At 70.5% G+C, this 26,863-nt stretch carries 26 protein-coding genes; 11 read left to right on the top strand and 15 right to left on the bottom strand.

The features are described 5' to 3' along the window. Positions 1–71: 71 nt before the first annotated feature. From AC07PU_RS03295 to AC07PU_RS03265, 7 genes are read left to right on the top strand one after another with little or no spacing between them, the layout of a single operon-like run. Positions 72–1,256: an acyl-CoA dehydrogenase family protein gene (locus AC07PU_RS03295; RefSeq protein ID WP_495315203.1), complete on the top strand. Its 1,185-nt coding sequence runs from the start codon at positions 72–74 to the stop codon at positions 1,254–1,256. A gap of 6 nt (positions 1,257–1,262) precedes the next feature. Next, positions 1,263–2,396, top strand: coding sequence for an acyl-CoA dehydrogenase family protein (locus AC07PU_RS03290; protein WP_495315201.1), 1,134 nt, complete (start codon positions 1,263–1,265; stop codon positions 2,394–2,396). After that, positions 2,393–3,289 (top strand): enoyl-CoA hydratase-related protein, encoded by an 897-nt coding sequence (locus tag AC07PU_RS03285; RefSeq protein WP_495315199.1) that lies wholly within the window; start codon positions 2,393–2,395, stop codon positions 3,287–3,289. Before AC07PU_RS03290 ends, AC07PU_RS03285 begins: the two co-directional genes overlap by 4 nt. Further along, positions 3,286–4,809, top strand: coding sequence for an acyl-CoA synthetase (locus tag AC07PU_RS03280; RefSeq protein WP_495315197.1), 1,524 nt, complete (start codon positions 3,286–3,288; stop codon positions 4,807–4,809). Before AC07PU_RS03285 ends, AC07PU_RS03280 begins: the two co-directional genes overlap by 4 nt. A gap of 1 nt (position 4,810) precedes the next feature. Then, positions 4,811–5,815: a phosphotransferase family protein gene (locus AC07PU_RS03275; protein WP_495315195.1), complete on the top strand. Its 1,005-nt coding sequence runs from the start codon at positions 4,811–4,813 to the stop codon at positions 5,813–5,815. Positions 5,816–5,832: 17 nt separating this feature from the next. Beyond that, a complete protein-coding gene (locus AC07PU_RS03270) occupies positions 5,833–6,201 on the top strand; it encodes a DUF6285 domain-containing protein (protein WP_495315193.1) in 369 nt (122 codons plus the stop codon). After that, complete coding sequence (locus AC07PU_RS03265; protein ID WP_495315191.1) at positions 6,198–7,337, top strand: acyl-CoA dehydrogenase family protein; 1,140 nt, start codon at positions 6,198–6,200, stop codon at positions 7,335–7,337. The genes AC07PU_RS03270 and AC07PU_RS03265 overlap by 4 nt, the downstream gene beginning before the upstream one ends. A gap of 37 nt (positions 7,338–7,374) precedes the next feature. Here AC07PU_RS03265 and AC07PU_RS03260 read toward each other — a convergent pair whose 3' ends face one another. The 7 genes from AC07PU_RS03260 to AC07PU_RS03230 are packed head-to-tail and all read right to left on the bottom strand — an operon-like array spanning position 7,375 to position 14,786. Further along, complete coding sequence (locus AC07PU_RS03260) at positions 7,375–8,511, bottom strand: acyl-CoA dehydrogenase family protein (protein WP_495315189.1); 1,137 nt, start codon at positions 8,509–8,511, stop codon at positions 7,375–7,377. A gap of 28 nt (positions 8,512–8,539) precedes the next feature. Continuing rightward, positions 8,540–9,538 (bottom strand): NADPH:quinone oxidoreductase family protein, encoded by a 999-nt coding sequence (locus AC07PU_RS03255; RefSeq protein ID WP_495315188.1) that lies wholly within the window; start codon positions 9,536–9,538, stop codon positions 8,540–8,542. Further along, entirely contained in the window at positions 9,535–10,401 is an 867-nt protein-coding gene (locus AC07PU_RS03250) for a MaoC/PaaZ C-terminal domain-containing protein (protein WP_495315186.1), read from the bottom strand. Before AC07PU_RS03250 ends, AC07PU_RS03255 begins: the two co-directional genes overlap by 4 nt. A 47-nt stretch (positions 10,402–10,448) precedes the next feature. Continuing rightward, positions 10,449–11,240 carry an enoyl-CoA hydratase/isomerase family protein gene (locus AC07PU_RS03245; RefSeq protein ID WP_495315184.1) on the bottom strand — a complete coding sequence of 264 codons (792 nt, stop codon included), beginning with the start codon at positions 11,238–11,240 and terminating at the stop codon, positions 10,449–10,451. Then, on the bottom strand, positions 11,237–12,274 hold the full coding sequence (locus AC07PU_RS03240; RefSeq protein WP_495315182.1) for a DUF7064 domain-containing protein: 1,038 nt from the start codon (positions 12,272–12,274) through the stop codon (positions 11,237–11,239). Before AC07PU_RS03240 ends, AC07PU_RS03245 begins: the two co-directional genes overlap by 4 nt. A gap of 14 nt (positions 12,275–12,288) precedes the next feature. Then, positions 12,289–13,062, bottom strand: coding sequence for an SDR family NAD(P)-dependent oxidoreductase (locus tag AC07PU_RS03235; protein ID WP_495315180.1), 774 nt, complete (start codon positions 13,060–13,062; stop codon positions 12,289–12,291). 59 nt (positions 13,063–13,121) lie between these two features. Continuing rightward, positions 13,122–14,786 carry a long-chain-fatty-acid--CoA ligase gene (locus tag AC07PU_RS03230; protein WP_495315178.1) on the bottom strand — a complete coding sequence of 555 codons (1,665 nt, stop codon included), beginning with the start codon at positions 14,784–14,786 and terminating at the stop codon, positions 13,122–13,124. Between the two features lie 191 nt (positions 14,787–14,977). Between AC07PU_RS03230 and AC07PU_RS03225 the strand changes: the two genes are divergently transcribed. Then, the gene (locus AC07PU_RS03225; RefSeq protein WP_208513464.1) at positions 14,978–16,147 is read left to right on the top strand and encodes a thiolase family protein; all 1,170 of its coding nucleotides are present in this window, start codon (positions 14,978–14,980) and stop codon (positions 16,145–16,147) included. Between the two features lie 2 nt (positions 16,148–16,149). Next, on the top strand, positions 16,150–16,548 hold the full coding sequence (locus AC07PU_RS03220) for a Zn-ribbon domain-containing OB-fold protein (RefSeq protein WP_495315175.1): 399 nt from the start codon (positions 16,150–16,152) through the stop codon (positions 16,546–16,548). 62 nt (positions 16,549–16,610) lie between these two features. Here the strand turns inward: AC07PU_RS03220 and AC07PU_RS03215 are convergent, their stop codons facing one another. The 7 genes from AC07PU_RS03215 to AC07PU_RS03185 all read right to left on the bottom strand — a co-directional run bounded on the left by AC07PU_RS03215 (position 16,611) and on the right by AC07PU_RS03185 (position 22,544). Further along, entirely contained in the window at positions 16,611–17,129 is a 519-nt protein-coding gene (locus tag AC07PU_RS03215; RefSeq protein ID WP_495315173.1) for a GNAT family N-acetyltransferase, read from the bottom strand. Beyond that, positions 17,130–17,426: a type II toxin-antitoxin system TacA family antitoxin gene (locus tag AC07PU_RS03210; RefSeq protein ID WP_093349396.1), complete on the bottom strand. Its 297-nt coding sequence runs from the start codon at positions 17,424–17,426 to the stop codon at positions 17,130–17,132. 112 nt (positions 17,427–17,538) lie between these two features. After that, a complete protein-coding gene (locus tag AC07PU_RS03205) occupies positions 17,539–18,579 on the bottom strand; it encodes a Bug family tripartite tricarboxylate transporter substrate binding protein (protein WP_495315171.1) in 1,041 nt (346 codons plus the stop codon). A gap of 26 nt (positions 18,580–18,605) precedes the next feature. Continuing rightward, on the bottom strand, positions 18,606–19,817 hold the full coding sequence (locus tag AC07PU_RS03200) for a CaiB/BaiF CoA transferase family protein (protein WP_495315169.1): 1,212 nt from the start codon (positions 19,815–19,817) through the stop codon (positions 18,606–18,608). Beyond that, complete coding sequence (locus AC07PU_RS03195; protein WP_495315167.1) at positions 19,810–20,706, bottom strand: CoA transferase subunit A; 897 nt, start codon at positions 20,704–20,706, stop codon at positions 19,810–19,812. Before AC07PU_RS03195 ends, AC07PU_RS03200 begins: the two co-directional genes overlap by 8 nt. Before the next feature lie 11 nt (positions 20,707–20,717). Then, on the bottom strand, positions 20,718–21,539 hold the full coding sequence (locus AC07PU_RS03190) for a CoA-transferase subunit beta (RefSeq protein ID WP_208508779.1): 822 nt from the start codon (positions 21,537–21,539) through the stop codon (positions 20,718–20,720). A gap of 138 nt (positions 21,540–21,677) precedes the next feature. Beyond that, positions 21,678–22,544, bottom strand: a complete 867-nt coding sequence (locus AC07PU_RS03185) for a FadR/GntR family transcriptional regulator (protein ID WP_495315165.1) — start codon at positions 22,542–22,544, stop codon at positions 21,678–21,680. Positions 22,545–22,709: 165 nt separating this feature from the next. On the opposite strand from AC07PU_RS03185, the gene AC07PU_RS03180 reads away from it, so the two are divergent. Beyond that, entirely contained in the window at positions 22,710–24,959 is a 2,250-nt protein-coding gene (locus tag AC07PU_RS03180; RefSeq protein ID WP_495315163.1) for an acyl-CoA dehydrogenase family protein, read from the top strand. Positions 24,960–24,981: 22 nt separating this feature from the next. On the opposite strand, the gene AC07PU_RS03175 is transcribed toward AC07PU_RS03180, so the two are convergent. Then, complete coding sequence (locus tag AC07PU_RS03175) at positions 24,982–25,710, bottom strand: FadR/GntR family transcriptional regulator (protein ID WP_296782475.1); 729 nt, start codon at positions 25,708–25,710, stop codon at positions 24,982–24,984. 160 nt (positions 25,711–25,870) lie between these two features. Here AC07PU_RS03175 and AC07PU_RS03170 point away from each other — a divergent pair, with 160 nt between their 5' ends. Next, a complete protein-coding gene (locus AC07PU_RS03170) occupies positions 25,871–26,854 on the top strand; it encodes a Bug family tripartite tricarboxylate transporter substrate binding protein (RefSeq protein WP_398493122.1) in 984 nt (327 codons plus the stop codon). Positions 26,855–26,863: the final 9 nt, after the last annotated feature.

Genomic DNA, 26,863 nt, shown 5'->3' with positions numbered 1-26,863 from the left:
AATGGTTGATCCAATAAGAAGTCCGGCATATGATGGCCCGAGCCCACTCTCAGCCACCAGCGCTTCGCCCGATGGATCTAGACACGCCCCCCGATCAAGCCACTTTCCGCAGCGAGGTCCGCCAGTTCATCAAGGACCGGCTTCCCGCCGACATCCGCGAACGCCTGCGCCTGGGCCATCCGCCGCGCAAGCAGGACACCGTCACCTGGCAGCGCATCCTCAACGAGAACGGCTGGGCGGCGCCGCACTGGCCGCGTGAGTACGGCGGCGCCGAGCTCGGCCAGGCCGAGCGGCTGATCCTGCTCGACGAGTTGTTCCGCGCGTCCGCGCCGCTGCCGCAGGTGTTCAACGTGGGCATGCTCGGGCCGGTGCTGCTGAAGTTCGGCACCGAGGCGCAGAAGCGCTTCTTCATGCCCAAGCTCGCGAACCTCGACCTCTGGTTCTGCCAGGGCTTCTCCGAGCCGGGCTCGGGTTCCGACCTGGCCTCGCTGCGCACCTCGGCCAGGCGGGAGGGCGAAGGCGAGGACGAACACTACGTCGTCGACGGCCAGAAGATCTGGACCACCACCGCGCACCTGGCCGACTGGGTGTTCGCGCTGGTGCGCACCGACGGCACGGGCAGCAAGCAGCACGGCATCTCCTTCCTGCTGATCGACCTGCGAAGCCCCGGCATCACGATCCGCCCGATCACCTCGATCGACGGCCAGCACCATCTCAACGAGGTCTTCTTCGATGCGGTGCGCGTGCCGGTCGACAACCTCGTCGGCGAGGAAGGCCGCGGCTGGGACTGCGCCAAGTATCTGCTGATGAACGAGCGCACCGGCATCGCCAACGTGGGCCTGTGCCGCGAGCGGCTGGACCATGCGCGCGAGCTGGCCGGCCGCCTCACGCAGGCAGGCCGGCCGCTGCTCGACAGCCCGCGGCTGCGCGCCGAGATGGCCGTGCTCGACGCCGAGATCCGCGCGCTCGAGGTCACGAACTGGCGCTTCCTGCTGTCGAACGACACGGCGCGGAAGAACCCGGGCTTCGCCTCCGTGCTCAAGCTCAAGGGCACCGAGCTGCAGCAGGAGATCGCGCAGCTGCTGCAGCGCATCGCCGGCCCCGCGGCAATGGAGCGCCGCGCGCACGACGGGGCCGGCGCGGAGCACTGGGCCGGACCGCTCGCGATGCGCTACTTCTACAGCCGCGCGGCCAGCATCTACGGCGGCACGAGCGAGGTCCAGAAGGACATTCTTTCAAAGACGATCCTGGGATAGGCCCGCATGAACTTCGAACTGAATGAAGAGCAGCAGGCGCTGCAGGCCAGCCTCTCACGCCTGCTCGGCGATGTCTATGGCTTCGAGCAGCGCCGCGCGATCGCCGCCACGCCCGCGGGCTGGAGCGAAGCGGTGTGGCGACAACTGGCCGAGCTGGGCCTGACCGCCCTGCCCTTGCCGCAGGCCCACGGCGGCTTCGGCGGCGGCGCCGTCGACCTGCTGCCGGTGATGCAGGAGCTCGGCCGTGCGCTGTCGCTCGAGCCCTTTCTCGCCACGATCGTGCTCGGCGCCACCGCGCTGCGGCTCGCGGGCGACGACGTCCTGCAGGCGCGGTTGCTGCCCGGCGTGGCCAGCGGCGAAGTCCGCCTGGCCTGGGCCCACGACGAAGCGGCCGGGCACCAGGCCCCGCTGTGGATCGAGACCGTCGCGCGCCGCGATGGCGAGCGTTGGCGGCTCGACGGCGCGAAATGCAACGTGCTGCATGCCCCGGCCGCTCACCATGTCGTGGTGAGCGCGCGCGTGGCCGGCGCGCCCGACGATGCGCAGGGCCTCGCCCTGTTCCTGGTCGATGCCGAGGGCCCGGGCGTGCAGTGCCGCGCCCATCGCCTGGTCGACGACACGCCGGCCGGCGAACTGCGCTTCGAATCCGTCACGGCGCTGCCGCTGCACGATCCGCACGATGCCGCCACCGCGCTGCGCGCGCTCGAGGGAACCCTGGCCGCCGGCACCGCCGCGGTCTGCGCCGACGCGGTCGGCCTCATGGAGTCGGCCTACCGCCTGGCCGTCGACTACCTGAAGACGCGCCGCCAGTTCGGCCGACTGATCGGCGAGAACCAGGCATTGCGCCACCGCGCCGCGGAAATGCTCGTGAGCCTCGAGATGTGCCGCAGCATGGCGCTGGTGGCGGCGGTCGCCGCCGACGATCTCGACGCACCCGGCGCGCGCGCTGACCTCGCGCGCGCCAAGCTCATGATCGGCCGCCACGGCCGCAGCCTGTGCCACGCCGCGATCCAGTTGCACGGCGGCATCGGCATGACCGAGGAATACGCGGTGGGCCACTGCCTGCGCCGCCTCGCGCTGCTCGACCAGCTCTTCGGCGATGTCGACGCGCAGTCGGCTCGGCTGGCGGCGATGGCATGAGCGGTTCCACTTTCGAGACCTTGCGCTGGGACCTGTCGGGCCCGGTGCTCACGCTGACGCTGCACCGCCCCGAGCGCATGAACGCGATGACGCGCGCCATGCGCCGCGAGCTGTGCCGGGCGCTCGACCTCGCGGATGCACAGGACGCGGTGCGCGCCATCGTGATCACCGGCGCGGGCCGTGCCTTCTGCGCCGGCTTCGACCTGTCGGAAGGCGCGCAGGCCTTCGACCCGGCCGCGGCCGCGCGCGACGCCGAATCCGGCGAGGAACCGGGCCGCGACGGCGGCGGCGTGCTCGCGCTGCGCCTGTTCGCGAGCACCAAGCCGCTAGTCGCCGCCGTGAACGGCGCGGCGGTCGGCATCGGTGCGTCGATGCTGCTGCCGATGGACATCCGCATCGCCTCGCGCGACGCGCGCTTCGGTTTTGTCTTCGCGCGCCGCGGCATCGTGCCCGATGCCTGCGCGAGCTGGTTCCTGCCGCGCGTGGCGGGCATCTCGAAAGCATTGGAATGGAGCATGGGCGGCCATGTCTTCGATGCCGAGGAAGCCCGCGCGGGCGGCCTCGTGAGCGAGCTGTGCGAGCCCGGCGAGCTGCTGGCGCGCGCGCAATCGCTGGCCGCCGAGATCGCCGCGCATGCGGCGCCCGTGTCGGTGGCACTCACGCGGCAATTGATGTGGCGCATGCTCGGCGCGGCGCATCCGATGGAGGCCCATCGCCTCGAAAGCGCCGCGCTGCGCTCGCGTGGCGCTTCGGCCGACGCGGCCGAGGGCGTGGCCTCGTTCCGCGAGAAGCGGCCCGCGCGCTTTCCGGATGCCGTCAGCACCGGCATGCCCGCGCCCTACCCCTGGTGGACGGAGCCGCCGTTCGCCTCCATCGGAGACACGACGACATGAGCCAGGTGATCCTCGACGGGCGCGCCATGGCGCGCGACCTGCTGACCCGGCGCGCGCTGCAGGCCGCGCGCGGCCTCGATGCGCTCGGCGTGCGCGAGGGCGACGCGGTGGCGCTGCTGCTGCGCAACGACTTCGCCTTCCTCGAGGCGCAGCAAGCCGCGGCCGCGCTCGGCGCCTACGCCGTGCCCATCAACTGGCACGGCAAGCCCGAGGAGGTTCTCTACATCGTCGAGGACGCGCGCCCGCGCGTGCTCGTGGGCCATGCCGACCTGCTCGCACCGGTGTGCGACCGCATCCCCGCGGACATCATCGTCGTGACAGTACCGACGCCACCCGAGGCAATTCGCGCCTTCTCGTTGACCGAGGAAGACGCCGCGCCACCGACCGATGCGCTCGAATGGAACGCCTGGCTCGAGGGCTTCGCGCCCTGGGACGGCCCGCCGATGCGCAGCCGCGCCACCATGATCTACACCTCGGGCACCACCGGCCGCGCCAAGGGCGTGCGGCGCGAGGCCGCCACGCCCGAGCAGGCGCGCGCCTATGTCGAGCTGCTGCGCAGCGTGTACGGCCTGCAGCCCGGCGTGCGCGCGCTGATCGCGGGGCCGCTGTACCACGCCTCGCCCAACGCCTACGCACGCCAGGCACTGCCCGCCTGCGAGCTGCTGGCGATGCAGACCAAGTTCGATCCCGAGGCCGTGCTCGCCGCGATCGAGCGCCACCGCATCAGCCACATGGTGGCGGTGCCCACGATGTTCGTGCGCATGCTCAAGCTGCCCGAGGCGGTGCGCCGCCGCTACGACCTGGGCTCGCTGCGCTGGGTCACCCACACCGGCGCGCCCTGCGCGCCCGAGACCAAGCGCGCGCTCATGGACTGGTGGGGACCGGTGGTGTACGAGACCTATGGCGGCACCGAGGTCGGCACCGCCACGCTGAGCACGCCGCAGGACTGGCTGGAGTTTCCGGGCAGCGTGGGTCGGCTGACGCCCGGCGCGCGCATGGCGCTCTACGGCGAGGACGGCCGCCTGGTCGCACCGGGAGAGATCGGCGAGATCTTCGTGCGCGTGCCGGCCTATGCCGACTTCACGTACCACAACCATCCCGAGAAGCGCCGCGAGGTCGAGCGCGACGGGCTGATCAGTTGCGGCGACGTGGGCTACGTCAAGGACGACCACCTCTACCTGTGCGATCGCCGCGCCGACATGGTGATCTCGGCCGGCGTCAACATCTATCCGGCCGAGATCGAGGCCGTGCTGCTGCAATGCCCCGCGGTGCGCGACTGCGCGGTGTTCGGCATCCCCGACGACGAGATGGGCGAATCGCTCGCCGCGGCCATCGAGTGCATGCCCGGCGCCGCGCCCGATGCGGAAGCGATCCGCGCCTTCATCGCCGAGCGGCTGGCCCGGTACAAGGTCCCGCGCCGCATCGATTTCCACGCGGCGCTGCCACGCGAGGACAGCGGCAAGATCTTCAAGCGCCGCCTGCGCGACCCGTTCTGGCAAGACGCCGGCCGCAGGATCTGAGATGGAGCCCGCCACGGAAGCGATGGCGCAACGGCTCGCCGCCGCGCTGAGCCGCCATGCGGGACTGCACGGCCGCGTCGAGGCGCTGCGCCGCCTCACGGGCGGCGCGACCAAGACCACCTGGTCCTTCGAGCTCGCGACCGTCGACGGCCCTGTCGCGCTGATCCTGCAGCAGGCACCCGCGGCCACACCCGAGAGAAAGGAATCGTCGGCGCCCAAGCTCGATGCCGCCGACGACGCGCGGCTGATGATCGCCGCGCGCAGCCACGGCGTGCCGGCGCCCAGGGTGCGCGCCATCCTCGACCTGCACGACGGCCTCGGCCGCGGCTACGTCACCGAGCATGTGGAAGGCGAGACGCTGGGGCGCAAGCTGGTCTCCGATCCCGCGCATGCCGGTGCGCGCGCCGCGATGACCGAGCAGGCCGGGCGGATCCTCGCGACGATCCATCGCATGCCCACCACCGGGCTGGATTTCCTGCAGCGGCTCTCGCCCGCGCAGGAACTCGCGGTGTACGCGGGCCTGCTCGACGCCACGGGCTTCCGTCATCCCGCGCTCGACTTCGCGCTGCAATGGGTGCGCCGCCATCTGCCCGCGGACGATGCCGACGCGCTGGTGCACGCGGACTTCCGCACCGGCAACCTGATCGTCGGGCCCGAGGGCATCCGCTGCGTGCTCGATTGGGAGATCGCGCGCCGCGGCGATCCGATGCAGGACCTCGGCGTGCTGTGCATGCGGACCTGGCGCTTCGGCGCCGCGCCCGAGGTCGGCGGCTTCGGTGCGCGCGAGTCGCTCTACGCAGCCTACGAGCGCGCCGGCGGCGCGCCTGTCGATCCCGCGCGCGTGCGCTTCTGGGAGGCCTTCTCCAACCTCAAGTGGGCCATCGGCTGCGTACGCCGCGGTCTCGCCACGCGCGACGACGGCACGCCCGCGAGCCTCGAGCTGTGCGCCGTGGGCCGGCGCATGGAAGAGCCGCTGTGGGACTTCTTCCAGCTCGTTGATCGTTGAAGAAAGGAGCCGCGGCCATGTCCGACAGCGTACCGCCCGCCCCCACCCTGCTCGCGGCGACCGCGCGCTATCTCGAGGACGAGCTGATGCCCTCGCTCGAGGGCTACCACCGCTTCCAGACCCGCATCGCGATCAACGTGCTGCGCATCGTCGAGCGCGAGCTGCGGCTCGGCGCCGCGCACGACGCGGCAGCGCGTCAGCGCCTGCTCGCATTGCTGCAGGGCGATAGCTTCCCCGCCTCCCCGTCCCTCGCGCTGGCCGATGCGCTGCGCGACGGCCGGCTCGACCCCGACGCGCCCGGCGTCGCGACGCACCTGCGCGCCGCGCTGGCCGAGGCGCTTGCCATCAACAACCCCCGCTGGATCACCAAGGACCTCCTCCCATGAACTTCACCGAAGAACAGATCGCCTTTCGCGACAGCGTGCGCCGCATGGTCGAGCGCCACGTGGCGCCCATCGCCGCCGAGATCGACGAGAACGACCGCTTTCCCGAGGAGCTGATCCCGATCTACGGCGACATGGGACTGCTGCAGCTGTGGGTGCCCGAGGCCTACGGCGGCCCGGGTGCCAACCTCACGATGGTGTGCATCGCGCGCGAGGAGATCTCGCGCGTGTCGGAATCGTGCGCGCTGATGGCCGGCATGAACACCATGTTCGCACTGCCGCTGATGCACTTCGGCACCGAGGAACAGAAGCAGCGCTTCCTGCCGCTCCTGGCCGAAGGCCGCACGGTGACGGCGATCGCGCTGTCGGAACCCGACTGCGGCAGCGACGTGGGCGGCATGCGCACGCGCGCGGTGGCCGACGGCGACAGCTACGTGCTCAACGGCCAGAAGCAGTGGTGCACCTTCGGCAGCCGCGCCGACTACATCCTGGTCTTCGCCAAGACCGGTGAAGGCGGCGGCGCCGACGACATCAGCCCCTTCATCGTCGACGTGAAGAACAGCAAGGGCCTGAGCTTCGGGCGCAACGAGCGCAAGATGGGCATGAAGGGCACGATCAACGTGCCGATCTACCTCGACAACGTGCGCGTGCCGGCCGAGAACCGCCTCGGCGAGGAAGGCAAGGGTTTCCGCTCGGCGATGCGCGCGCTCGACCTCAACCGCCCCGCCATCGCCGCGGCCTCGGTCGGGCTGGCGCAGGGCGCGCTCGACGCGGCGCTGGCCTACGCCAAGCAGCGGCGCCAGTTCAAGCGCGCCATCATCGAGTTCCAGGGCATCCAGTTCATGCTGGCCGACATGGCAATGCAGATCGAGGCCGCGCGCTGCCTGGTCTACGAGACCGCGCGCCTGGCCGACGCCGGCGACTGGGCCGCGCTGCCCAAGTTCGCGAGCATGGCCAAGTGCTTCGCGAGCGACGTCGCGATGAAGGTCACGACCGACGCGGTGCAGGTCTTCGGCGGCTACGGCTACGTGAGGGACTATCCGATCGAGAAGATGATGCGCGACGCCAAGCTCAACCAGATCTTCGAAGGCACCAACCAGATCCAGCGCGTGGTGATCGCACGCGAACTCATGCGGTGAAGCCGGGCGCGGGCGCCGCGCCCGCGCCGGCCCCGGCTCAGGCCAGCAACTGCCGCGCGATCATGTTGCGGTGGATCTCCGAGGCGCCCTCGTAGATGCGCAGCACCCGCAGGTCGCGGTACACGCGCTCGACGATGGTGCCGCGGCAGTAGCCCGAGCCGCCGAAGATCTGCAGCGCCTTGTCGGCGATGCGGCAGGCCGCCTCGGTGCAGATCACCTTCACCATCGAGGCCTTCATGCGCGCATCCTCTCCGCGCATGGCGCGCCACACGGCCTCGAACAGCACCATGCGCGCGGCATGCAGGTCCATCGCCATGTCGGCGATCATGTGCTGGATCGCCTGGTGCTCGGCCAGCGCCTGCCCGAAGGTGACCCGCGTACGCGCATGCTCGATGGTCTCGTCGAGCGCGATCTGCGCCGGGCCGAGTGCCTGGCAGCCCACGTTGAGGCGGCCCTCGTTGAGCCCCGACATCGCGTACGAGAGGCCGCGGCCCTCCTCGCCCAGCAGGTTCTCCACCGGGATGCGGCAGTCGGTGAAGGTGATCTCGCAGAGGCTGTCGTCCATCCAGCCCATGGTCGGCATGGTGCGCGCCACCTCGAAGCCCGGCGTGGTGGTGTCGAGCAGGAAGGCCGAAATGCCGTGCTTGCCGGCCGCGCGGTCGGTCGAGGCCAGCACGGTGATCGAGTGCGCATGGTTGGCGTTCGAGATGAAGGTCTTCGTGCCGTTGAGCACGTAGTGATCGCCCTCGCGCCTGGCGGAGGTCAGCATCCGCGCCGCGTCGGAGCCCGCATGCGGCTCGGTGATCGCGATGCAGTTGCGCGAGCGGCCCGAGGCGATCTCGGGCAGCCACTTCTTCTTGAGGGCCTCGCTGCCGTGGTCCACGATGATGTGCACGCCGGGCCCGATGGCCGAGCGCACGAAGGGCCAGAACTGCGGCGGCAGCCGCGCGAGCTCGAGTTGCACCGCCACGCTCGTGAGGTGGTCCACCGGCATGCCGCCGTAGGCCTCGGGGATCGCCATGCCGTAGAAGCCCATCTCGCGCAGCGTGCTCTCGACCTGCTCGGGCACCTCCCCGGTCTCGTGGTAGCGCGGTTCGAGCTTGAGCAGCGCGTCGACGGCGTCTCGCGTGGCGACGCGCATCTCCTCGGCGTCGGCGGGCAGGTTGAAGTCCATCATGTCTCCTTTGGTAGAACCATTGATTCTACGCAAGCGAATTCGATCCTGCACGTTCCGTCGGCGACATCGCGAGGATCGCCTTGCCGCAGGTGCGGCGCTGAGCCAGGGCGGCCAGCGCCTCGGGCAGTCGCGCGAAGTCGAAAGCCGTGGCTTCGAGCGGGCGCAGCCGCCCTTCGCGCCACCAGTCGCGGATCTCCTGCGCCAGCCGGCTCGCCAGGGCCGGCTCGCGTTTGCGCACCTCGCCCCACAGCACGCCGATGGCCGAGGCATTGGCCAGCAGCAGCCGATTGGCCGGCAGTTGCGTGAGCGTGCCGCCCGCGAAGCCGACCACCAGCAGGCGCGCGCTGAAGCCGAGGCAGCGCGCGCTTTGCGCACCGACCTCGCCGCCCACCGGATCGAAGACGAGGTCCACGCCCCGCGGCACGAGCGCGCGCACCGCTTCGACCCAGTCGGCATCGCCGTAGTCGGCCACCGCATCCGCGCCCAGTGCCCGGCAGAGCTCGCGCTTGAAATCGCTGCCCGCCGTGGCGATCACGCGCGCGCCCATGGCCTTGCCCAATTGCACGGCCGCGCTGCCCACGCCGCCCGCGCCCGCATGCACCAGCAGGGTCTCGCCGGCGGCCAGGCGGCCCGCATGGCGCAGCGCATACAGCGCGGTGGGATAGTTGCCTCGCAGCGCAAGCGCCACGCCGGGCGGCACGTCGGCCTCGAGCGCCACCGCCTCGGCGCGCGGCACGAGCGCGCATTCCGCGAAGCCGCCGAAGCGCCCCGATGGCGTCGCGGCCGCCACGCGCAGCCCCGCGTCGGCCCCGCCGACCACGGTGCCGACCACCTCCATGCCGGGCGTGAACGGCAGCGCGGGTCGCACCTGGTAGCGGCCCTCGACCAGCAGTGTGTCGAGGAAGTTCAGGCCCGCCGCCTCGACCTTCACGAGGTACTCGTCGGCGGCCGGTGTCGGCGTGGGCACGTCGGCGAGGCGCGGGCCGGCCGGATCGCCGATCGCCTCGACGCGCCAGGCCTTCATCGCAGCTCGGCGCGGCCGTGCGTCAGCACCAGCACGTCGCGCTCGAGCGCGCGTGCGCGAAACGCCACCTCGTTGCCGTTGCGCCAGCTCTCGAGGCGGATCGTCTCGCCCGGATAGACCGGTGCCGACAGGCGCGCGCGCATCGCCACCAGCCGCGCCGGATCGAGGCCGGCATGCGCCTCGAGCAGGCCCCGGCCCGCGATGCCCCAGGTCGCGAGGCCGTGCAGGATCGGTTTCGCGAAGCCCACCTTGGCCGCGAAGGCCGGCTCGGCATGCAGCGGGTTGAGGTCGCCCGAGAGCCTGTAGAGCAGCGCCTGGTCGGGCCGCGTGGGCAGGTCCAGCACATGCTCCGGCGCGCCCTCGGGCGTGGCCGGCGCCGGCGCGGCGGCTTCGTCGCTGCGCCCGTCGGCCCGGGAGAAGCCGCCGTCGCCACGCAGGAAATACACGCTCTCGACGGTGGCGAGCGCCCGGCCCTCGACGTCGGCCAGTTCCTTCTCCACATGCAACACCGCGCCCTTGCCTTCGCCCTTGTCGACCACGCGCGTCACGCGCGTGCGGCCGAGCACCGTGCCCGATGGCGGCAATGGCGCATGCAGGCGCAGCGCCTGTTCGCCGTGCACCAGCTTCATGAAGTCGATGCCGATCTCGCGCCGCTCGCGCATCCAGAAGCCCGGCGAGGCAAGCACCGCCGCCATGGTCGGCAGCGCCGCGAGTTCCTTCTCGTAGACGAAGCGCAGCTGCCGCTCGTCGAGCGGGTCGGCGCCCAGGCCGAGGCCGAGCGCATAGAGCATGGTGTCCCTCGGTGCGTAGTCGTGGCGCACCTCGCCGGATTGCCAGTCGCGGGCCTTCTGATAGTCGAGCATCGTTGCTTGCCTTGTCGTGTCGGTGAATCTGTCGGGGTCGCCGTGCTTCACGCTGCAGGCGGCCAGCGGAACTGCGCGGGCTCGCGCGCCGCGAAGCGCCGCACCGCCTCCTTGGCGTAGTCGCTGTTCGAGGCCAGCGCCTGGCCGGACGATTCGATCTCGAGCAACGTCTGGAGATCGCTGCCGAGCGAAGCCTGCAAGGCGCGCTTGGCGATGCTCATCGCCACCGGCGAAGCGCCCGCGAAGCTGCGCGCGATCGCCTGCGCGCGCGCGGCCAGCGCCTCGGCGGCCACGACCTCCATCGCCAGGCCCAGCCGAAGCGCCTCGGCGGCATCGATCTCGCGCGCCGAGAAGATCAGCTCCTTCGCGCGCTGCAGGCCCACCACGCGCGGCAGCGTGTAGAAGGCCCCCATGTCGGGCACGAGGCCGATGCGCTGGAACACCATGCACAGGCGCGCGCGTTCCGAGAGCAGCACGATGTCGCACATCAGCGCCAGGCTGAAGCCGGCGCCGTAGGCCACGCCGTCGACGGCGGCGATCACGGGGCGGTCCAGCGCCATCAGTTCGGTGCAGATGCGCGTGTAGCGCGCCATGCCGGCGCGCCGCTTCTCGGGCGTGCGCGGTCCGCCCTGCCCCATGGCCTTGACGTCGCCGCCCGCGCAGAACGCGCCGCCGGCGCCGGCGAGCACCAGCACCCGCACGGCCTCGTCGGCGCGGATCGCGGCCAGGCATTCGCCGAGTTCGTCGGCCATCGTCGGGTCGAGCGCGTTCTTCGCCTCGGGACGGTTGAGCGTGAGCGTCGCCACGCCATCGTCGAGCCGGTAGTCGAGGGTTTTCATCGCATCACCGCCTCGCGCACCGAAATCGGCACGCCGTCCACCATCAGGTCGCAGTACTCCGACATGCCCAGCGCGCTACGCCCTTCGCAGCGGTACTCGGTGATGCCCTCGGTGATGCGCGTGTAGTCGCCGGTGCCGCCGGCCGCGCGGCGATGCCGCAGCGGCACCAGTGCGCCGACCTTCCCGGTCAGGGTGTAGCTGCGCTCGGCCGTGCGGACCTGCGCGGTGAAGGCGCGCGGATAGTGCTGTGCGTCGTAGTCGGTCTCGATGCGCCCGTCGACCACCGGCTCGTAGCGGCCGTCGCGCAGCACGTTGCCGCTCACGTGGTTCGGTTGCCCCTTGCGACCCTTGATCGACAGCAGCACGCCGAAGTCGTCGCCGAAGGTCACGGGCAGCCACTTGTACCAGTAGAAGCTGTGCCAGTGGCGCGGGCCCCAGGACTTGTCGCGGTAGCCGTGCCCGGCGATGTCGAAGCGCTGGCCGTCCACCGCGATGTGGCCGGCCACCGCCATGTTCTGTTCGATGTGGCCGCGGTACACCGCATGCTCGGGGTCCAGCGCGATCGGGCTGCCGTCGAGCGCGACGATCTCGCCGCCGTGCATCGGCGAGACGCCGCGGAAGTCGAGCGCGATCGAGGCGGGCCGCTTCGGATAGCGCTTGAAGGCGCTGCTCGGGTCGGCCATCGCATGCGGGTCGTCCATCAGCAGCAGCTCGCCCTCGTAGTGCACGCGCAGGTGCCTGAAGGGCTCGATCACCTCGAAGCGCATGCCGCCCGCGTCCAGCGCCTCGTTGTGCTCGATCTTCGGGCGCTGGTGCATGAAGCCCACGCGCCCGTCGGGCAGGTAGACGCAGCAGCTGAGCTCGGCATGCCCCTCGTGCGGCCGGTTGCCCAGGCGCATCCAGGCCCCGATGCCGCGCGCGCTGTCGAAGGCATTGAAGTACGCGCTCTCGTTGTAGTTGGACACGGCCTCGGGCGCGTGGTTGTACTCGTCCTGCGGATCGAGCTGCAGCTTGCTGTGGGGCGGCATGTACATGGTTCGCCCCGTACCTACAGGCTGATGTGGAAGCCGCCGTTGACCCCCAGGTGCTGTCCGGTGATGTAGGAGGCCGCGTCCGACATCAGGAAGCACACCGTCTTGACCACCTCCTCGGGCGTGGCCCAGCGGCCCAGCGGAATCTGCGCGAGCATGCCGTCGCGGAATTTCTCGCCGCGCACCACCTCGGTCATCGGGGTCTCGACCACGCCGAAGCAAATCGAGTTGGTGCGGATGTTGTAGCGGCCCCATTCGCGCGCCGCCGTCATCGTGACGCCCAGCATGCCGGCCTTGGCGGCCGCGTAGTTCACCTGGCCGATCGAGCCCTTGCGGCCGGCGTCGGAGGAGATGTTGACGATGGCGCCTCCGCTGGTGTCGCCCGCCTTGGCGCGCGCCACCATGTGGCGGCCCACGGCCTGCAGCCAGTAGAAGGTGCCGGTGAGGTGCACGTCGATCACCTCCTGCCATTGCTGCGGCGTCATCTTCTCGATCATGGCCGGGCGCGTGATGCCGGCGTTGTTCACCAGGCCGTGCACGCCGCCGAAGCGCTCCACGGCCGTGGCGACGGCGCGCGCGGCGAGCTCCGCGTCGGTCACGCTGCCGACCACCTGCTGCACGCGGTTAGCGGGCAGCGCCGACATCGCCGTGCCCAGCGTGTCGGGGTTGAGGTCGAGCGCGACGACGTTGCCGCCGAGCTCCACGGCGAGCGTCGCGATCGCCTTGCCGATGCCCTGCCCGGCGCCGGTCACGACGATGGTGCGGCCTTCGAGATTGACGAGGTTCTGCATAGGTCTCCGTTGGATGATGGATGGGGGTTGAACTGGGTATGCGAGGCGATGCGGTTCGCTCAGGCGGACGCCATCGAGGCCTTCGCGCGCTCGGCGTCCTGCAGCTGACGCCAGGCGATCTTTCCGGTCGGCGACTTGGGCAGCTCGCGCACGAACTCGACCAGCCGCGGGTACTTGTAGGCGGCCATCTTCTGCTTCGCCCATTCGATGACGTCGGCCTCGCGCACATGGCCCGCATGCGCCTCGCGCAGCACCACCACCGCCTTCACGGTCTCGCCGCGGTAGGGATCGTGCGCGGCGATCACGCAGGCCTCGGCGATGGCCGGATGCTCGTGCAGCATCGCCTCGACCTCGGCCGGCCAGACCTTGTAGCCCGAGGCATTGACCATGCGCTTGAGCCGGTCGACGATGAAGAAGTAGCCGTCCTCGTCGCGCCGCCCGAGGTCGCCGCTGCGCACGAAGCGCCGCCCGTCGATCTCCAGCAGCGCCGCGCGCGTGGCCTGCTCGTTGCGCCAGTAGCCCGTGAAGACCTGGGGGCCCGACATCACGATCTCGCCCACCTCGCCGGGCGGCAGCTCGCGCAGGGTCTCGGGGTCGACGATGCGCAGGTCGGTGCCGAACAGCGGCATGCCCAGGCACTGACGCTTGAACGCCTGCGGTGGGTTGCCCGAGACATGCGCCGTTTCCGACAGGCCGTAGCCCTCGAGGAAATCGAGGCCGGTCAACTGCTTCAGGCGCTCGCACACGGCCTCGGGCATGCCCGCGCCGCCGCCGCCGATGCGGCGCACGGAGCTCAGGTCGTACTCGGCCAGCCGCGGGCTCGCGAGGAAGTCGATCACCATGGTCGGCATGGCCGTCCAGTGGCTGACCCGGTGCCGCGCGATCAGCGCCGCGGCCTGGTCGCGGTCCCAGCGCTTCATCAGCACCAGCGTGCCGCCGCCGTAGATCGGCGCGTTCAGCAGGTTCTGCATGCCGGTGATGTGGAAGTACGGCAACGCCACCAGCTGAACCGAATGCGGAACCATGCCCATCCAGTGCGCGACCGCGACCGTGCTGGCATTGAGCGTGCGGTGCGTGTGCATGCAGCCCTTGGGCACGCCGGTGGAGCCCGAGCTGTAGAGGATCAGCGCGAGCGCATCCGGCAGGTGCTCGAGCGGGGCGGCGGGCGCGCGGGCGGCCGCCAGCACCCGGCGCAGGCCGATGGTGCGCGACGCGCCGGATGCCGCCTCGGAAGGCTCGGCGGCTTCCACCAGGTCGTCCACCGGCCCCGGGCTGCCGACGATCACCACGCGGCGCAGCCGGTGCGCGCCCGGCACGGCCAGCAGCTCCGCCACGTTGTCGGCCCCGCAGAAGGCCACCACCGCCTCGCTGTCCTCGAGGTAGTGCGGCAGCTCGTCGCGCTTGTTCATCGGGTTGACGGGCACCACGACCGCGTTGATGCGCAGGATCGCGAAGTAGGCCGCGATCCAGCCACGGCCGTTGGGCAGGTAGAGCAGCACGCGGTCGCCCAGCCGCACCGCCAGCTCGTTCTGCAGGAAGGCGGCGATGCGCTCCACCTGCTCCACCAGTGCCGCGTACGACAGGCTGCCGAAATCGTCGACCACCACCGCGCGCTGCGGAGAACGCATGGCCGACACCAGCAGGTTCGCGCACAGGTTGGTGGGCGGAACGTCGATGTCGCGCGGCAGGGCGCGCGGCCAGTGCTTGGAGTCGTGCGGGGTCATGGCTGTCGTCCTTGGTCTTCGCCGGGCCGCGGCATCGCGCGAGAGACAGCGCCGCCGATTTGCCTGTTGATTTATTTTGGTTGAACCAATGATAATCAGCCTCGCGACACAGCGTCAAGGCGGGACGGCGATGATCCGGCCGGCGCGACGCACCCTGAGCCCGCAACGGGCGATCACACGGAGCCATTGGAATGAGCATCAAGCGACAGGCCTGCATCGCGGGCGCTTTCGAACACCCCACGCGCAAGGCGCCCGACAAGACGGTGCCGCAGCTGCATGCCGAATGCGCGCGCGGCGCGCTGGCCGACGCCGGCCTGTCGCTGCAGGACGTCGACGGCTATTTCTGCGCGGGCGACGCGCCGGGCATGGGCCCGCTGAGCATGGTCGACTACCTCGGCCTCAAGGTGCGCCATGTCGACAGCACCGACACCGGCGGCTCCGCCTACCTGGTGCAGGTCTCGCATGCCGCGCAGGCCATTGCCGCGGGCAAGTGCAACGTGGCGCTGATCACGCTGGCGGGACGCCCGCGCAGCGAGGCCAGCGGCGTGGGCACCGGCCCGCGCAACGTGACGGCGGCCACGCCCGACGTGGCCTGGGAAATGCCCTATGCGCCGGTCACGGTCAACATGTACGCGCTGGCCGCGGCGCGCCACATGCACGAGTTCGGCACCACCAGCGAGCAGCTCGCCTGGATCAAGGTCGCCGCCGCCGCGCATGCGCAGCACAACCCGAACGCGATGCTGCGCGATCCCGTCACGGTGGAGGAGGTGCTGGCCTCGCCGATGATCTCCGACCCGCTGCACAAGCTCGACTGCTGCGTCGTGAGCGACGGCGGCGGCGCGCTGCTGGTGGTGCGCCCCGAGATCGCGCGCTCGCTCGCGCGGCCCGTGGTCAGCGTGCTCGGTGCCGGCGAGACCGTGAAGGGCCAGGCCAACGGCCAGCTCGACCTCACCTACTCGGGCGCCGCCGTCTCGGGCCCGATCGCGTTCGCCGAGGCCGGCGTGACGCCGGCCGACATCCAGTACGCATCGATCTACGACAGCTTCACCATCACCGTGCTGATGCAGCTCGAGGACCTGGGCTTCTGCCGCAAGGGCGAAGGCGGCCGCTTCGTGGCCGACGGCAACCTGATCTCGGGCGTTGGCAAGCTGCCGTTCAACACCGATGGCGGCGGCCTGTGCAACAACCATCCCGCCAACCGCGGCGGCATCACCAAGGTGATCGAGGCCGTGCGCCAGCTGCGCGGCGAGGCGCATCCGAAGGTGCAGGTCCCCGGCTGCGGTCTCGCGCTCGCGCAGGGCACGGGCGGCCTGCTCGGCTCGCGCCACGGCAGCGCCACCCTGATCCTCGAAAGGAATTGAAGATGAGCACCCCCTATCAGGAACGCGCGCTGGCCGCGCCGATCGTCGACGCCGCCACCGAGGCCTACTGGAACGCCGCGCGCGAAGGTGTGCTGCGCATCAAGCGCTGCACCGCCTGCGCCAAGGTCCACTGGTATCCGCGCGCGCTGTGCCCCTACTGCCTGGGCGACACCGCCTGGGAAGACGCCAGCGGCCTCGGCACAATCTACAGCGTGAGCGTGACCCGCCGCGCCGGCCCGATCCCCTATGCGATCGCCTACGTCACGCTCGACGAAGGAGTGACGATGCTCACCAACATCGTCGATGCCGATCTCGATGCGCTGCGCATCGGCGATCGGGTGAAGGTGTGTTTCAAGCCGGCGGAAGGCGGGTTCGCGGTGCCGATGTTTGCGCCGGCTTGAGCACGACCAGACGAGCGCACGATTGAGAGCTCCCGCAAAGTGACCCGGTCGGGCCGGATGACCTAAGCGAACAGCCCGGCAATTTGCGACATGGGCAGAAACAGCCGCAATGGCGTTTGCTGGAACGGCTGGAAATCGAAATGCCGATAGAAGCTCTCGGCCTGCTCGTCCTTCGCATCCACGACCACCGCCATGGCTGCGATCTGCTGTGCGGCCTCCAGGCTGCGTCGCATTGCGTCCACCAGAAGAAACTCTCCCACGCCCTGCCCGCGGGCCGAGCGATCCACGGCCAGGCGCCCGAGCAGCGTGACGGGCAACTGTCCATAGCGCGGCAGCCGCTTCATCAGATCCGCCGGTAGCTCTCCGGCAGGAATGATCGAGGACGAAAGGGTGTAGAAGCCGAGCACCTTCGGAGCGCCTGGTTGCGTGAGCACGAAAGGCGCGGCCACGCGCTTTTCGGCGTCCTGCCGCGCCTGTTCGCGCAAGTAGCGATTCAGGTCCTCGTTGCCGCAATCGAACGACTTGCGGTCATGCGCCTTCTCGAGTGGGCCGATGTGCTCCGGTGCGAGGATGAGCGCCAATCACAACCCCGCCTTCCGACGATAGCCTTGAACCGCCTTCTTCAGGCGTGGGCCCGGCTCGGGAGGCGCCAGCAAAGCGGTGACGAAGGCGATCTGCTCCTCCCGGCTCAAGCGAATGACTTCGTGCTCCTGCACGATCTTCGTTGCCGCCTCCTGCGTACTGTCGATGACGAGTTCGCTCAGGGTGCGCCCCGTCAGGGTTGCCGCGCGCTGGAAGAAGTCCTTCTGGTCACTGGACACGCGTGCTTCCAGCCGCGCGTTGCGCGGCTTTTCTTGGGTTTCGGGCGTATTCAGCATGGATGACCTCGCGAAGGATCGGGATGACCTGCATCGCGGAATGTACGCCATTTGTCCGTACACGTCAAGGCGATGCCCCGCCCTCGATGCCCAGTGACGCGGGCTTGTCCAACTAATCCGTCCTGATGTTGGCCTCCCGAATCACCGAAGTCCACGTCGCATACTCCTCCGCGATCCGCGCCCCGAGCTGCTCGGGCGTGCTGCCGGTAGCCGCCGCCCCGGCGGTCTCGAACTTCTCCTTCACCTCGGGCAACGCCAGCGACTTCACGATCGCGTCATTGAGCCGGGCCACCACCTCGCGCGGCGTGCCGGCCGGAGCGAACAGGCCGAACCAGACCTCGGGGTTGAAGCCCGGCAGCGTGTTGGCGATCGGCGGCGCGCCGGGCGCGAGCGGCGAAGGCTGCAGCGAGGACACGCCGAGCAGGCGCACCCTGCCCTCCTTGATGAAGGCATTCATCTGCGACGAGCTCGTGCTCAGCAGCACCTTCGACTCGCCGGTCAGGATGGCCTGGGTGGTCGGGGCCTGGCCCTTGTAGGGGATGTGGGTCATCTCGACGCCGGCGCGCCGGCTGAAGAGCTCGGTGGCCAGGTGGCCGAAGGAGGCCGGCCCGGCGGTCGCGAAGTCGAGCTTGCGCGGATTGGCCTTCGCGTAGTCGATCAGCTCCTGCACCGACTTCGCGGGCACCGAGGGATTGATCGCGAGGATCATCGGCTGCAGCGAGACCAGCGACACCGGCGCGAAGTCCTTCAGCGGCGCGTAGTCGGCCTCCTTCGAGACCTGCGGCGAGATCACCAGGCCGTTGTTGGGGAACAGCAGGGTGTAGCCGTTGGCCGGCGCCTTGGCGACGAACTTGGTGCCCAGCACGGCCGAGGCGCCGGCCTTGTTCTCGATGATCACGGGCTGCTTGAGGAAGCGCTGCATCGGCTCCTGCAGCACGCGCGCGAGCACGTCGGTGGTGCCGCCCGGCGGATAGGGCACGACGATTGTGATCGGGCGGTTGGGAAAGTCCGATGGCGCGGACTGCGCGATGCCGGCCTGCGGCAGCGCGAGCGCGCCGGCCGCGAGCAACGCCGCCCAGAAGCCCCGGGCCGCGGCGCGCATCGGGTCCTTCGCCTTGCCGGCGACTCCCGGCAGGCGCATCCAACTGTTCATCATGTCTGTCTCCTTCGTTGTGTGTCTCAGCCGCGCACGTGCAGCGCGCGGCTCTCGCGCAGCGCCGCGATGCGCTCCTCGCCCAGCCCGAGCAGGCTGCCCAGCAGCGCGGGGCCATCGGCACCGAGCTCGGACACGCTGCCGCGCGCATGCGCCGCGGTGCGGGCGAAGCGGAAGGCGGGGTTGGGCACCTGGAAGGCGCCGGCGCCGTCGTCGATGGTCTGGAAGGCCTGGCGCTCCACCAGCGGCGGCAGCTTCATCGCCTCGCGCACGGTGAAGTAGCGCGAGCACGGCACGCCCGCGGCATTCATCTCGGCCTCGCACTGCGCGGCGCTGCGATCGGCGGCCCAGTCGTCGAGCAGCTGCATCAGCGCGCCCCAGTGGTGCTCGCGCTCCTGGCTGGTCGCGAAGCGCGCGTCGGTGATCCATTCGGGATGGCCGGTGCCGCGCGCCAGCGCCTCGAAGTTGTTCTGGCTCACGGGCGCGATCAGCAGGAAGCCGTCCTTCGCCTTGGTGGGGCGATAGAGCGGGCGGCGCCGCTCGGCCGGGAACTGCGCCTCCTGGCACTCGTAGACGAGCAGGCCCAGCATCGCGTCCATCAGCGCGAGGTCGATGTGGTCGCCCTCCCCGGTGCGCGCGGCGCGGAACAGCGCGCTCTGGATCGCGCCGAAGGCCAGCGAGCCGCCGAGCACGTCGGCCACGAAGATGCCGTTCTTCAGCGGCCGCTCGACGTCGCCCTCCTGGTAGTCGAGGTTGGCCATGTCGTAGCCGCTGGCCGCGTGCAGCACCGGCGCGTAGGCGCTGCGGCCCGACCAGGAACCCTCCTGCCCGAAGCCCGAGATCGAGCAGTACACCAGCCGCGGGTTCAGCGCCGAGAGCGTCGCGTAGTCGAGGCCCAGGCGCTGCATCACGCCGGGGCGATAGTTCTCCACCAGCACGTCGCACTGGGCGACCAGTTCCCGCACCAGCGCGACCGCCTCGGGCTTCTTGAGGTCGAGCGCGAGGCTCTTCTTGCCGGCGTTGAGCTGCGCGAAGTAGGTGCTGCGGCCCTGGCGCCGCGGCGGCCGCAGCCGGATGTGGTCGCCCTCGGGCGGCTCCACCTTGATGACCTCGGCGCCGAGGTCGGCCATCAGCCGCGTGCAGTAGGGGCCCGACATCATCGCGGTGAAGTCGAGCACGCGCACGCCGTCGAGCACGCCGGGCTTCGCGGCGGTGGGGTTGGCGGTCGGCTCAGCCAAGGTTGCTCTCCGTCACGGCGAGGCCGGCCAGGCGCGCGCCGCCGAGCGCGTCGAGGTAGTCGGCATGCGCCGCAGCGCCGCGCGCATAGCGCGCGAGGTAGGCATCGAAGGCCGCGTCGTCGGCACTCGCCTTCACGTACTCGCGCAGGTGGCGTTCGTCGGCGCGGTACAGCGTGGGCGAGGCGCTCGGATGGGCGCCGTAGGGCGCCTCCACCACCGCGTCGACCATCACGCTCGGCAGCTTGGTCAGGTGGTTCGAGCGGCGGATGGTGTCGGACGACACGATGCGGTCCACCGAGACGATCACGTGGCGCGAAGCCTGCGCGAGCATCGCGTCGAAGAACGGCGTCGCGAGGTACTGCACGTTGCCGTGCTCGTCGGCCTGCTGCGCATGGAGCAGGCACACGTCGGGCTTGATCGCGGCGGCGGCGAGCATCTTGCGTTCGCCGGGCTTCGAGGGCAGCGGCCAGTAGTGCTCGGGCGTGTGGCGCGGCAGGTCGGTGCCCAGGTCGGGTATCGCGGTCCAGGGCATGTCGCAGATGCCGGCGCGCAAGCCTCCGGCGATGCCGGGCCCGTCGAGCTCGTACACCTTCAGCGTGCCGGCCTCGGCGCGGCGGCGGAAGTGCGGCGCGAGGCCGAACTGCTCGAAGCTGATGAACACGCAGGCGGTGCTGCGCGCGCAGCCAGCGCCGATCAGCATGTCCGGTGCGATCGAGCCGGGCGCGGGCACCAGGTCGAGGTCACGCGCGCCCTTGCGGATCAGCGCGCGCACCAGCGCCATCGGCTGGGCATTGAAGATCCAGCCGCCCAGGCCGACGCGTTGGCCGTCCTGGATGACCGACACGGCCTCGTCGAGGGTGGTCAGCTTGCTTCTGTTGTTGGGGCTCATGGCTCGTCTCTTCAGGGGAACTTGCGGCGCAGGGTGCCGCGCGTGTCGACGCGGGTGCGCAGCAGGCGCAGCTCCTCGGGCTCGGGCATGCGCGTGACGGGCGGCGTGCCCTCGACCACCAGCTCGAAGCCGGTGGCCTTGCGGATCTGCTCGAGCGTCACGCCCGGATGGATAGAGCGCACGCGCATGGCCTTGCTCACGGGCTCGAAGTCGAACACGCCCAACGGCGACACCACCAGGCGCGGCCCGCCCGGCGGCAGGCCGGCCTCCTCGCGCGAGTTGCCGCCTTCCATGTGGCCCGGTCCGCAGAGGAAGTCGACGCGCGGCACGAAGGCGCCGGGATCGTGGCGCGTGAGCGCGACGTAGAAGCGCTTGGCGAGCCCGCACAGCGCGCTGATGCCCACCGTGCCGGGGCCGCGCACCTTGGGCCGGGCCTGGTCGCCGACCACCACCGTGTTGATGTTGCCGAAGCGGTCGACCTGCAGCGCCGAGAGGATCGCGAAATCGAAGAAATGGATCTTCCAGTCGATGAAATCGATCATGTTCGGCAGGTCCATCCAGGCCTCGGAGGACTCGATGTTCTCGGAGTCGGCCGTGGACAGCAGGTGGTCGCGCACCGGGTTCACCATGCCGCCCGGGCCCGAGATCCACCACAGCCGCGGCGCCTGCATCTCGCGCGCGAGGTTGCAGGCGGCCAGCTGGATGTCGGAGTTGGTGCCGATGATGACCTTCTCGCCATCGGCGAAGTCGCGTGCCAGCAGCACGGCGAGCAGCTCGCCGGTCGACGGCTTGTCGTCGACCGGTGTTCTTTGCTTGATATTTGGTTCAACCATTCATTGATCCTAGGAATCAACCATGGCACTGTCAAGCGGGATTCACCTGCCGGGCGCGCAAGAACGAAGGACCGCGCGCCTTGCGGCGGGCGGTCCCTGGCGGATAGGGTGAAGGGCGGCGGCGCGCGCCGCGTCGCCTCAGCGCGTGGTTTTCGCAGCGCGGCTGGCGGACTTGGCCGCGGCCTTCACGGCCGGTTTCTCGGCCGGCGCCTTGGCCGCCGCCTTGCGCGGCGCGGCCGGGGCTTCCTGCGCGGCGTCCTCGCCCACCTTCGACAGGTAGCTGCGCTGCAGCCGCTTGAGGCTGGACTCCATCTCCGCCGCGGCCGCGTCGGCGTCCTTGGCCGCGAGGTGCTTGAGGAAACGGCGGCGCGAGGGCAGCACGTAGGCGTTCTCCTCGTGGCCGATCTGGCCGATGAACTCGGCCAGCACGTTGAGCACGCCGTTCATCACGATCACCATGATCGGATTGCCGGTCATGCGCGCGAGGATGCGGTGGAACTCGAGGTTGGTCGCCGCGCGCGCGGGGAAGTCGTCGCGCCGCAGCGCCTCCTCGGCCGCGTCGATGTTGGCGGCCAGCGCCTCGAGGTCGGCGGGCGTGGCGCGCGCGCAGGCCTCGCGCACCAGGATCGACTCGAGCCAGATGCGCGCCTCGGTAAGCTGCGCCGGCTGGATCGCGCCCATGTGGTACATGTCCATCAGGCCGGTAGCGATCGCATCGCCGCTGCGCCCGCTGATGAAAGCGCCGCCGCTGGCGCCCTTCTGCAGCCGGATCAGGCCCGCATGCTCGAGCGAGCGCAGCGCCTCGCGCAGCGTGTTGCGCGACACGCCGAACTGCTCGGACAGCGCACGCTCCGACGGCAGCCGCGTGCCGACCTTGAGCCGGCCCTGCGACAGCTCGCCGCGGATCTGCTGGGCGATCTCCTCGAAGGCACGCGCGGAACGGATGGGCTGGAACTTGGCGCTCCGTGCGTCGGCCGCGGGCGGCGACGGTTCTTTGGCGTCCATGGGGAATCCTCCGTTGGAAAAACTAAAAGTTGGACCTTTGAGCCAAATGATAAGGGGCGGCGTTGCGCAGGCCGCTGCAGCCGAGCCCTCGCGACCATTGCCGTTGCCGAATCTCATTAATGGTTCTACCATTCAATTTTTCCGAGACTCAGGAGAGACACGTCCATGCCCCCGACCACCCTTCCCGGCGACGAAGAGCGCGCCCTGCTGCGTGACTCGGTGCGCGGCTTCCTCGAGCGCCACTGGCCGCCCGCCACCGCCGTGCCATGGGCACGCGAACCCGCGCGCGTGCAGGCGCTGTGGCAGCAGCTCGCGGCCCAGGGCCTCGCCTCCTTGGGATCGGATCCCTCGGAGGGCGGCCTGCGCGAGATCGCGCTGGTCATGGAGGAACTGGGCCGCGCGGGCTGCACCCTGCCACTGCACCACGGCACGCTGCTGAACCTCGCGGCGCCGCGCACGCCGCAGGGCGAGGAGCCCGCGCTGCTCGCGCTGCAACGCGCCGGCGAGGCGCGCGTGGTGCTGTGCTTCGGGGCCTTCGACGGCGACCGCGGCGCGGGCCAGGCGCGCATCGACGACGACGGCAAGCTCCATGGCGAACTCGCCTTCGTCGAGCATGCCGACAGCGCCACCCACCTCGCGGTGGTGGTGGATGACCCCGCGCTCGCGCTGGTCGACCTGCGCGCGGTGGGCGTGCGCATCGAGGCCACGCCCGCGATGGGAACGCAGGGGCTGTTCCGCGTCGCGCTGGACGGGATCGCCGCCACCGTCCTGCCCTTTTCCGAAGACAAGCTCCGCGCGCTGCACGCAATGGCCCGCCTCGCGCTGTGCGCGCGCGCCACCGGCGCCGCCGAACGCGCCTTCGAACTCGCCGTGGCCTATGCCGGCGAGCGCCGGCAGTTCGGTCGCCCGATCGGCAGCTTCCAGGCGATCCAGCACAAGCTCGCCGACGGCCACATCGCGCTGCTCGGCGCTCGGCTCACGCAGGCCGGCGCCGCGCGCCAGCACGACCTCGGCGCCGACAACTGGCGCGTGTTCGCCGAAGCGGCCTGCGCGCTGGCCGCGGCGACGCTGCGGCGGGTGTCGCTGGAGACGCAGCACACTTTCGGCGCCATCGGCTACAGCGAGGAGCACGAGGCACCGCGCCATTTCAAGCAGGTGCACCTCGACGTGCTGCGCCACGGCGGTGGGCGCCGCGCGCGCGAGGCACTGGCCGATCATTTCCTCGGCGAGACGCCGCGCACGCTGCCCGAATACGACCTGGGCCCGGCCGGCAACGCCTTTCGCGAGGAGGTGCGCGCCTGGCTGCGGACGCACTGGTCGGGCGAACGCAAGGCCGCGCACGAGGCGCTGGACTTCAAGGCGCGCGAGTACGACCGCGAGTTCGCGCGCGCGCTCGGCCGCACCGGCTGGATCGGCCTTTCGTGGCCGCAGCGCTTCGGCGGCCAGGCGCGCGGCGCCTTCGAGCAACTGGCCTTCGTCGAGGAGATGGAACGCGCCGAGGCGCCGCGCGTAGGCGCGCCGGTGCAGGCCGCCATGCTGCAGGTGCACGGCAGCGCGGCGCAGCAGGCGCGCTACCTGCCCGAGATCCTGCGCGGCGAGGCGATCTACGGCATGGGCTACAGCGAACCCGACGCGGGCTCCGACCTCGCGTCGATGCGCACCCGCGCGGTACGCGACGGCGACCACTACGTGATCGACGGCCAGAAGATCTGGACCACCACCTACTGGGGCGACTACATGCTGCTGGCCACGCGCACCGACCCCGAGGCGAGCCCGCCGCATGCCGGCCTGAGCCTGTTCATCGTGCCGATGGACACGCCCGGCATCACCATCCGCACCTCGACCACGATGTACGGCGGCAGCTTCGCCAATGTCTTCTACGACGGCGTGCGCGTGCCGGCCGAGGCGATGGTGGGCGAGCTCCACGGCGGCTGGAAGGTGCTGGTCGGGGCACTGGCCACCGAGCGCGGCTTCATCGGCGGCGGCATCGTGATGAAGGTGGCGCATGCCTTCGAGCAGCTGTGCGAGCACCTGCGCGGCGCGACCGGGGCCGACGGCCGGCCGATGCGCTTCGATCCGCTGGTGCGCGAGCGCATCGCCGATCTCGCGGGGCAGATCGAGGCCGGGCGCCGCATGATGATGCACTGCGCCGAGCGCGTCGACGCGGGCGAGACGCCGCTGCACGACGCGGCCGCGAGCAAGGTCTATTCGGGCGAACTGATGGAGCGCTTCGGCGAGGTGGCGCTCGACCTGCTCGGCATGGAAGGCACGCTCGGCGAGGGCAGCCCCGGCGCGGTGCTGCGCGGGCGCATCGAGCAGAACCTGCGCCATGCGCTGATGTGGGTGATCAGCATCGGCACCAACGAGATCCAGCGCAGCCTGATCGCGCAGCGCGGGCTCGGCCTGCCGCGCTGAACGGGCCCCGGGCCGGCGCGGCTCAGCGCGCCGGCTTCTTGCGCTCCATCTCGAGCAGCAGCACGTTCAGGGCATTGAGGTGCTTGGCCAGCGCGGCGCCGGCCTTGTCCGCATCGCGCTCGCGCATCAGGCGCAGCACCTTGCGGCGCACCTGCACCACGTTGCTGTGCGGCGTCTGCAGCTGCGCGATGAGGCCGCGCAGGATCTCCGACAAGGCGTCGATCAGCATCACGATCACCTCGTTGTGGGTGGCGCGGCCGATCAGGCGGTAGAACTCCGTGATCTGGCCGCTGTCGCGCACCGGCCGGCCCTGCTTCACCAGCTCGGCGAAGCGCTCGATGTCGGCCTCGATGGCGGCGAAGTCCTCCTCGGTCGCTCGTTCGCAGGCCAGCCGGATCGCCAGCCCGCACAGCAGGATGCGGGCCTCGGTCAGGTCCGACACCGGCACCTGCTTGAGCGCCACCATGTCGCGCACCGCCTGCGTGATGCCCTCGGGATGCGACTGCTTGATGTAGAAGCCGCCGTTGATGCCGGTCACGGCCTCGACCATGCCGGCCATCTCGAGGCTGCGCAGCGCCTCGCGCACGCCGCTGCGGCTCACGCCGAACTGCTCGGACAGCTCGCGCTCGCTGGGCAGGCGGTCGCCGGCGCTCAGCGCGCCCTCCACCACCTGCTGGCGGATCTGGTCGCAAATCGCCTCGAAGGCGCGGCGCATGCGCACGGGCGCGAAGACTGGTGCGGATTCCGACATGGCTCCTTTCCTCCTCTGGATCACGAACGTCGATGGCTGGATGCCGAGCCGATAGTGTGCCTGTGCCTGCCCTGGCACAGGCTCCAATTGACCATCATCCCTGGTTTCGCTATGGTTCAACCAATTACATCATAAACCATCCGACCAGGAGACAAGCCTCATGACCCACTCCCGCCGCCACGCGCTGGCCACCGGCCTCGGCCTGCTGGGCGCCTCGGCGCTGCCCGCCTTTCCCCTGGCCGCGCGCGCCGCGCCGGGCTATCCCGACAACGTCATCAAGTTCATCATTCCCACGCCGGCCGGCGGCGGGCACGACACGATGATGCGGGTCATCGGCCAGAAGCTCACCGAGTCCTGGGGCCAGCCCTGCATCGTCGAGTCGAGGGCCGGCGCGAGCGGCGCGATCGCGGCCTCCGCGGTGGCGCGCGCCACGCCCGACGGCTACACGCTCGGCGTTAGCTACAGCGCGCTGATCAGCAACCTCGTGCTGCAGCCCGCTCAGCAGCCCTACAAGCTCGCCGACCTCGCGCCCATCAGCATGCTCGCGCTCACGCCGATCGCCATCGGCGTGCGCGAGTCGCTCAACGTCAGGACGCTCGACCAGCTGGTGGCGCTCGCCAAGTCCAGGCCCGGCAAGGTCTCGTACGGCTCCTACGGCCCCGGCTCGGGCGGCAACTTCGTGGGCGAGCTGCTGAACATGGCCGCGGGCATCGACACCGTACACGTGCCCTACAAAGGCGAGGCGCCGGCGCTGCAGGACCTGATCGGCGGCCAGATCGACACCGCCGTGGTGTCGCTGGGCGGGGTCTCGCGCTACCCGGGCAAGATCCGCGCGCTCGCGGTCGCGAGCCCGACGCGCTTTCCGCTCTATCCCGACGTGCCCACCTTCGCCGAGGCCGGCTTCCCCGACGTGAACATGCCGGGCTTCGGCGCGCTGTTCGCGCCGGCTTCCACGCCCAAGGCCATCATCGACAAGCTCGATGCCGAGATGGCGCGCATCGTGAAGCTGCCCGACGTCGCACCCAAGCTGCTCGAGCTGGGCTTCGAGCCCGCCGGCTGGGGCCCGCAGAAGCTGTCGAGCTTCCTGGCCGAGCAGCTCGCGCTGACGCAGAAGCTGGTCGCGACCGGGCGCATCAAGGTCTGAGCGGGCGCC

Source organism: Variovorax sp. GW821-FHT10D07 (assembly GCF_059415325.1).
Note: the sequence above shows the minus strand (reverse complement) of the source record. Positions and strands in the feature narration are given on the sequence as shown.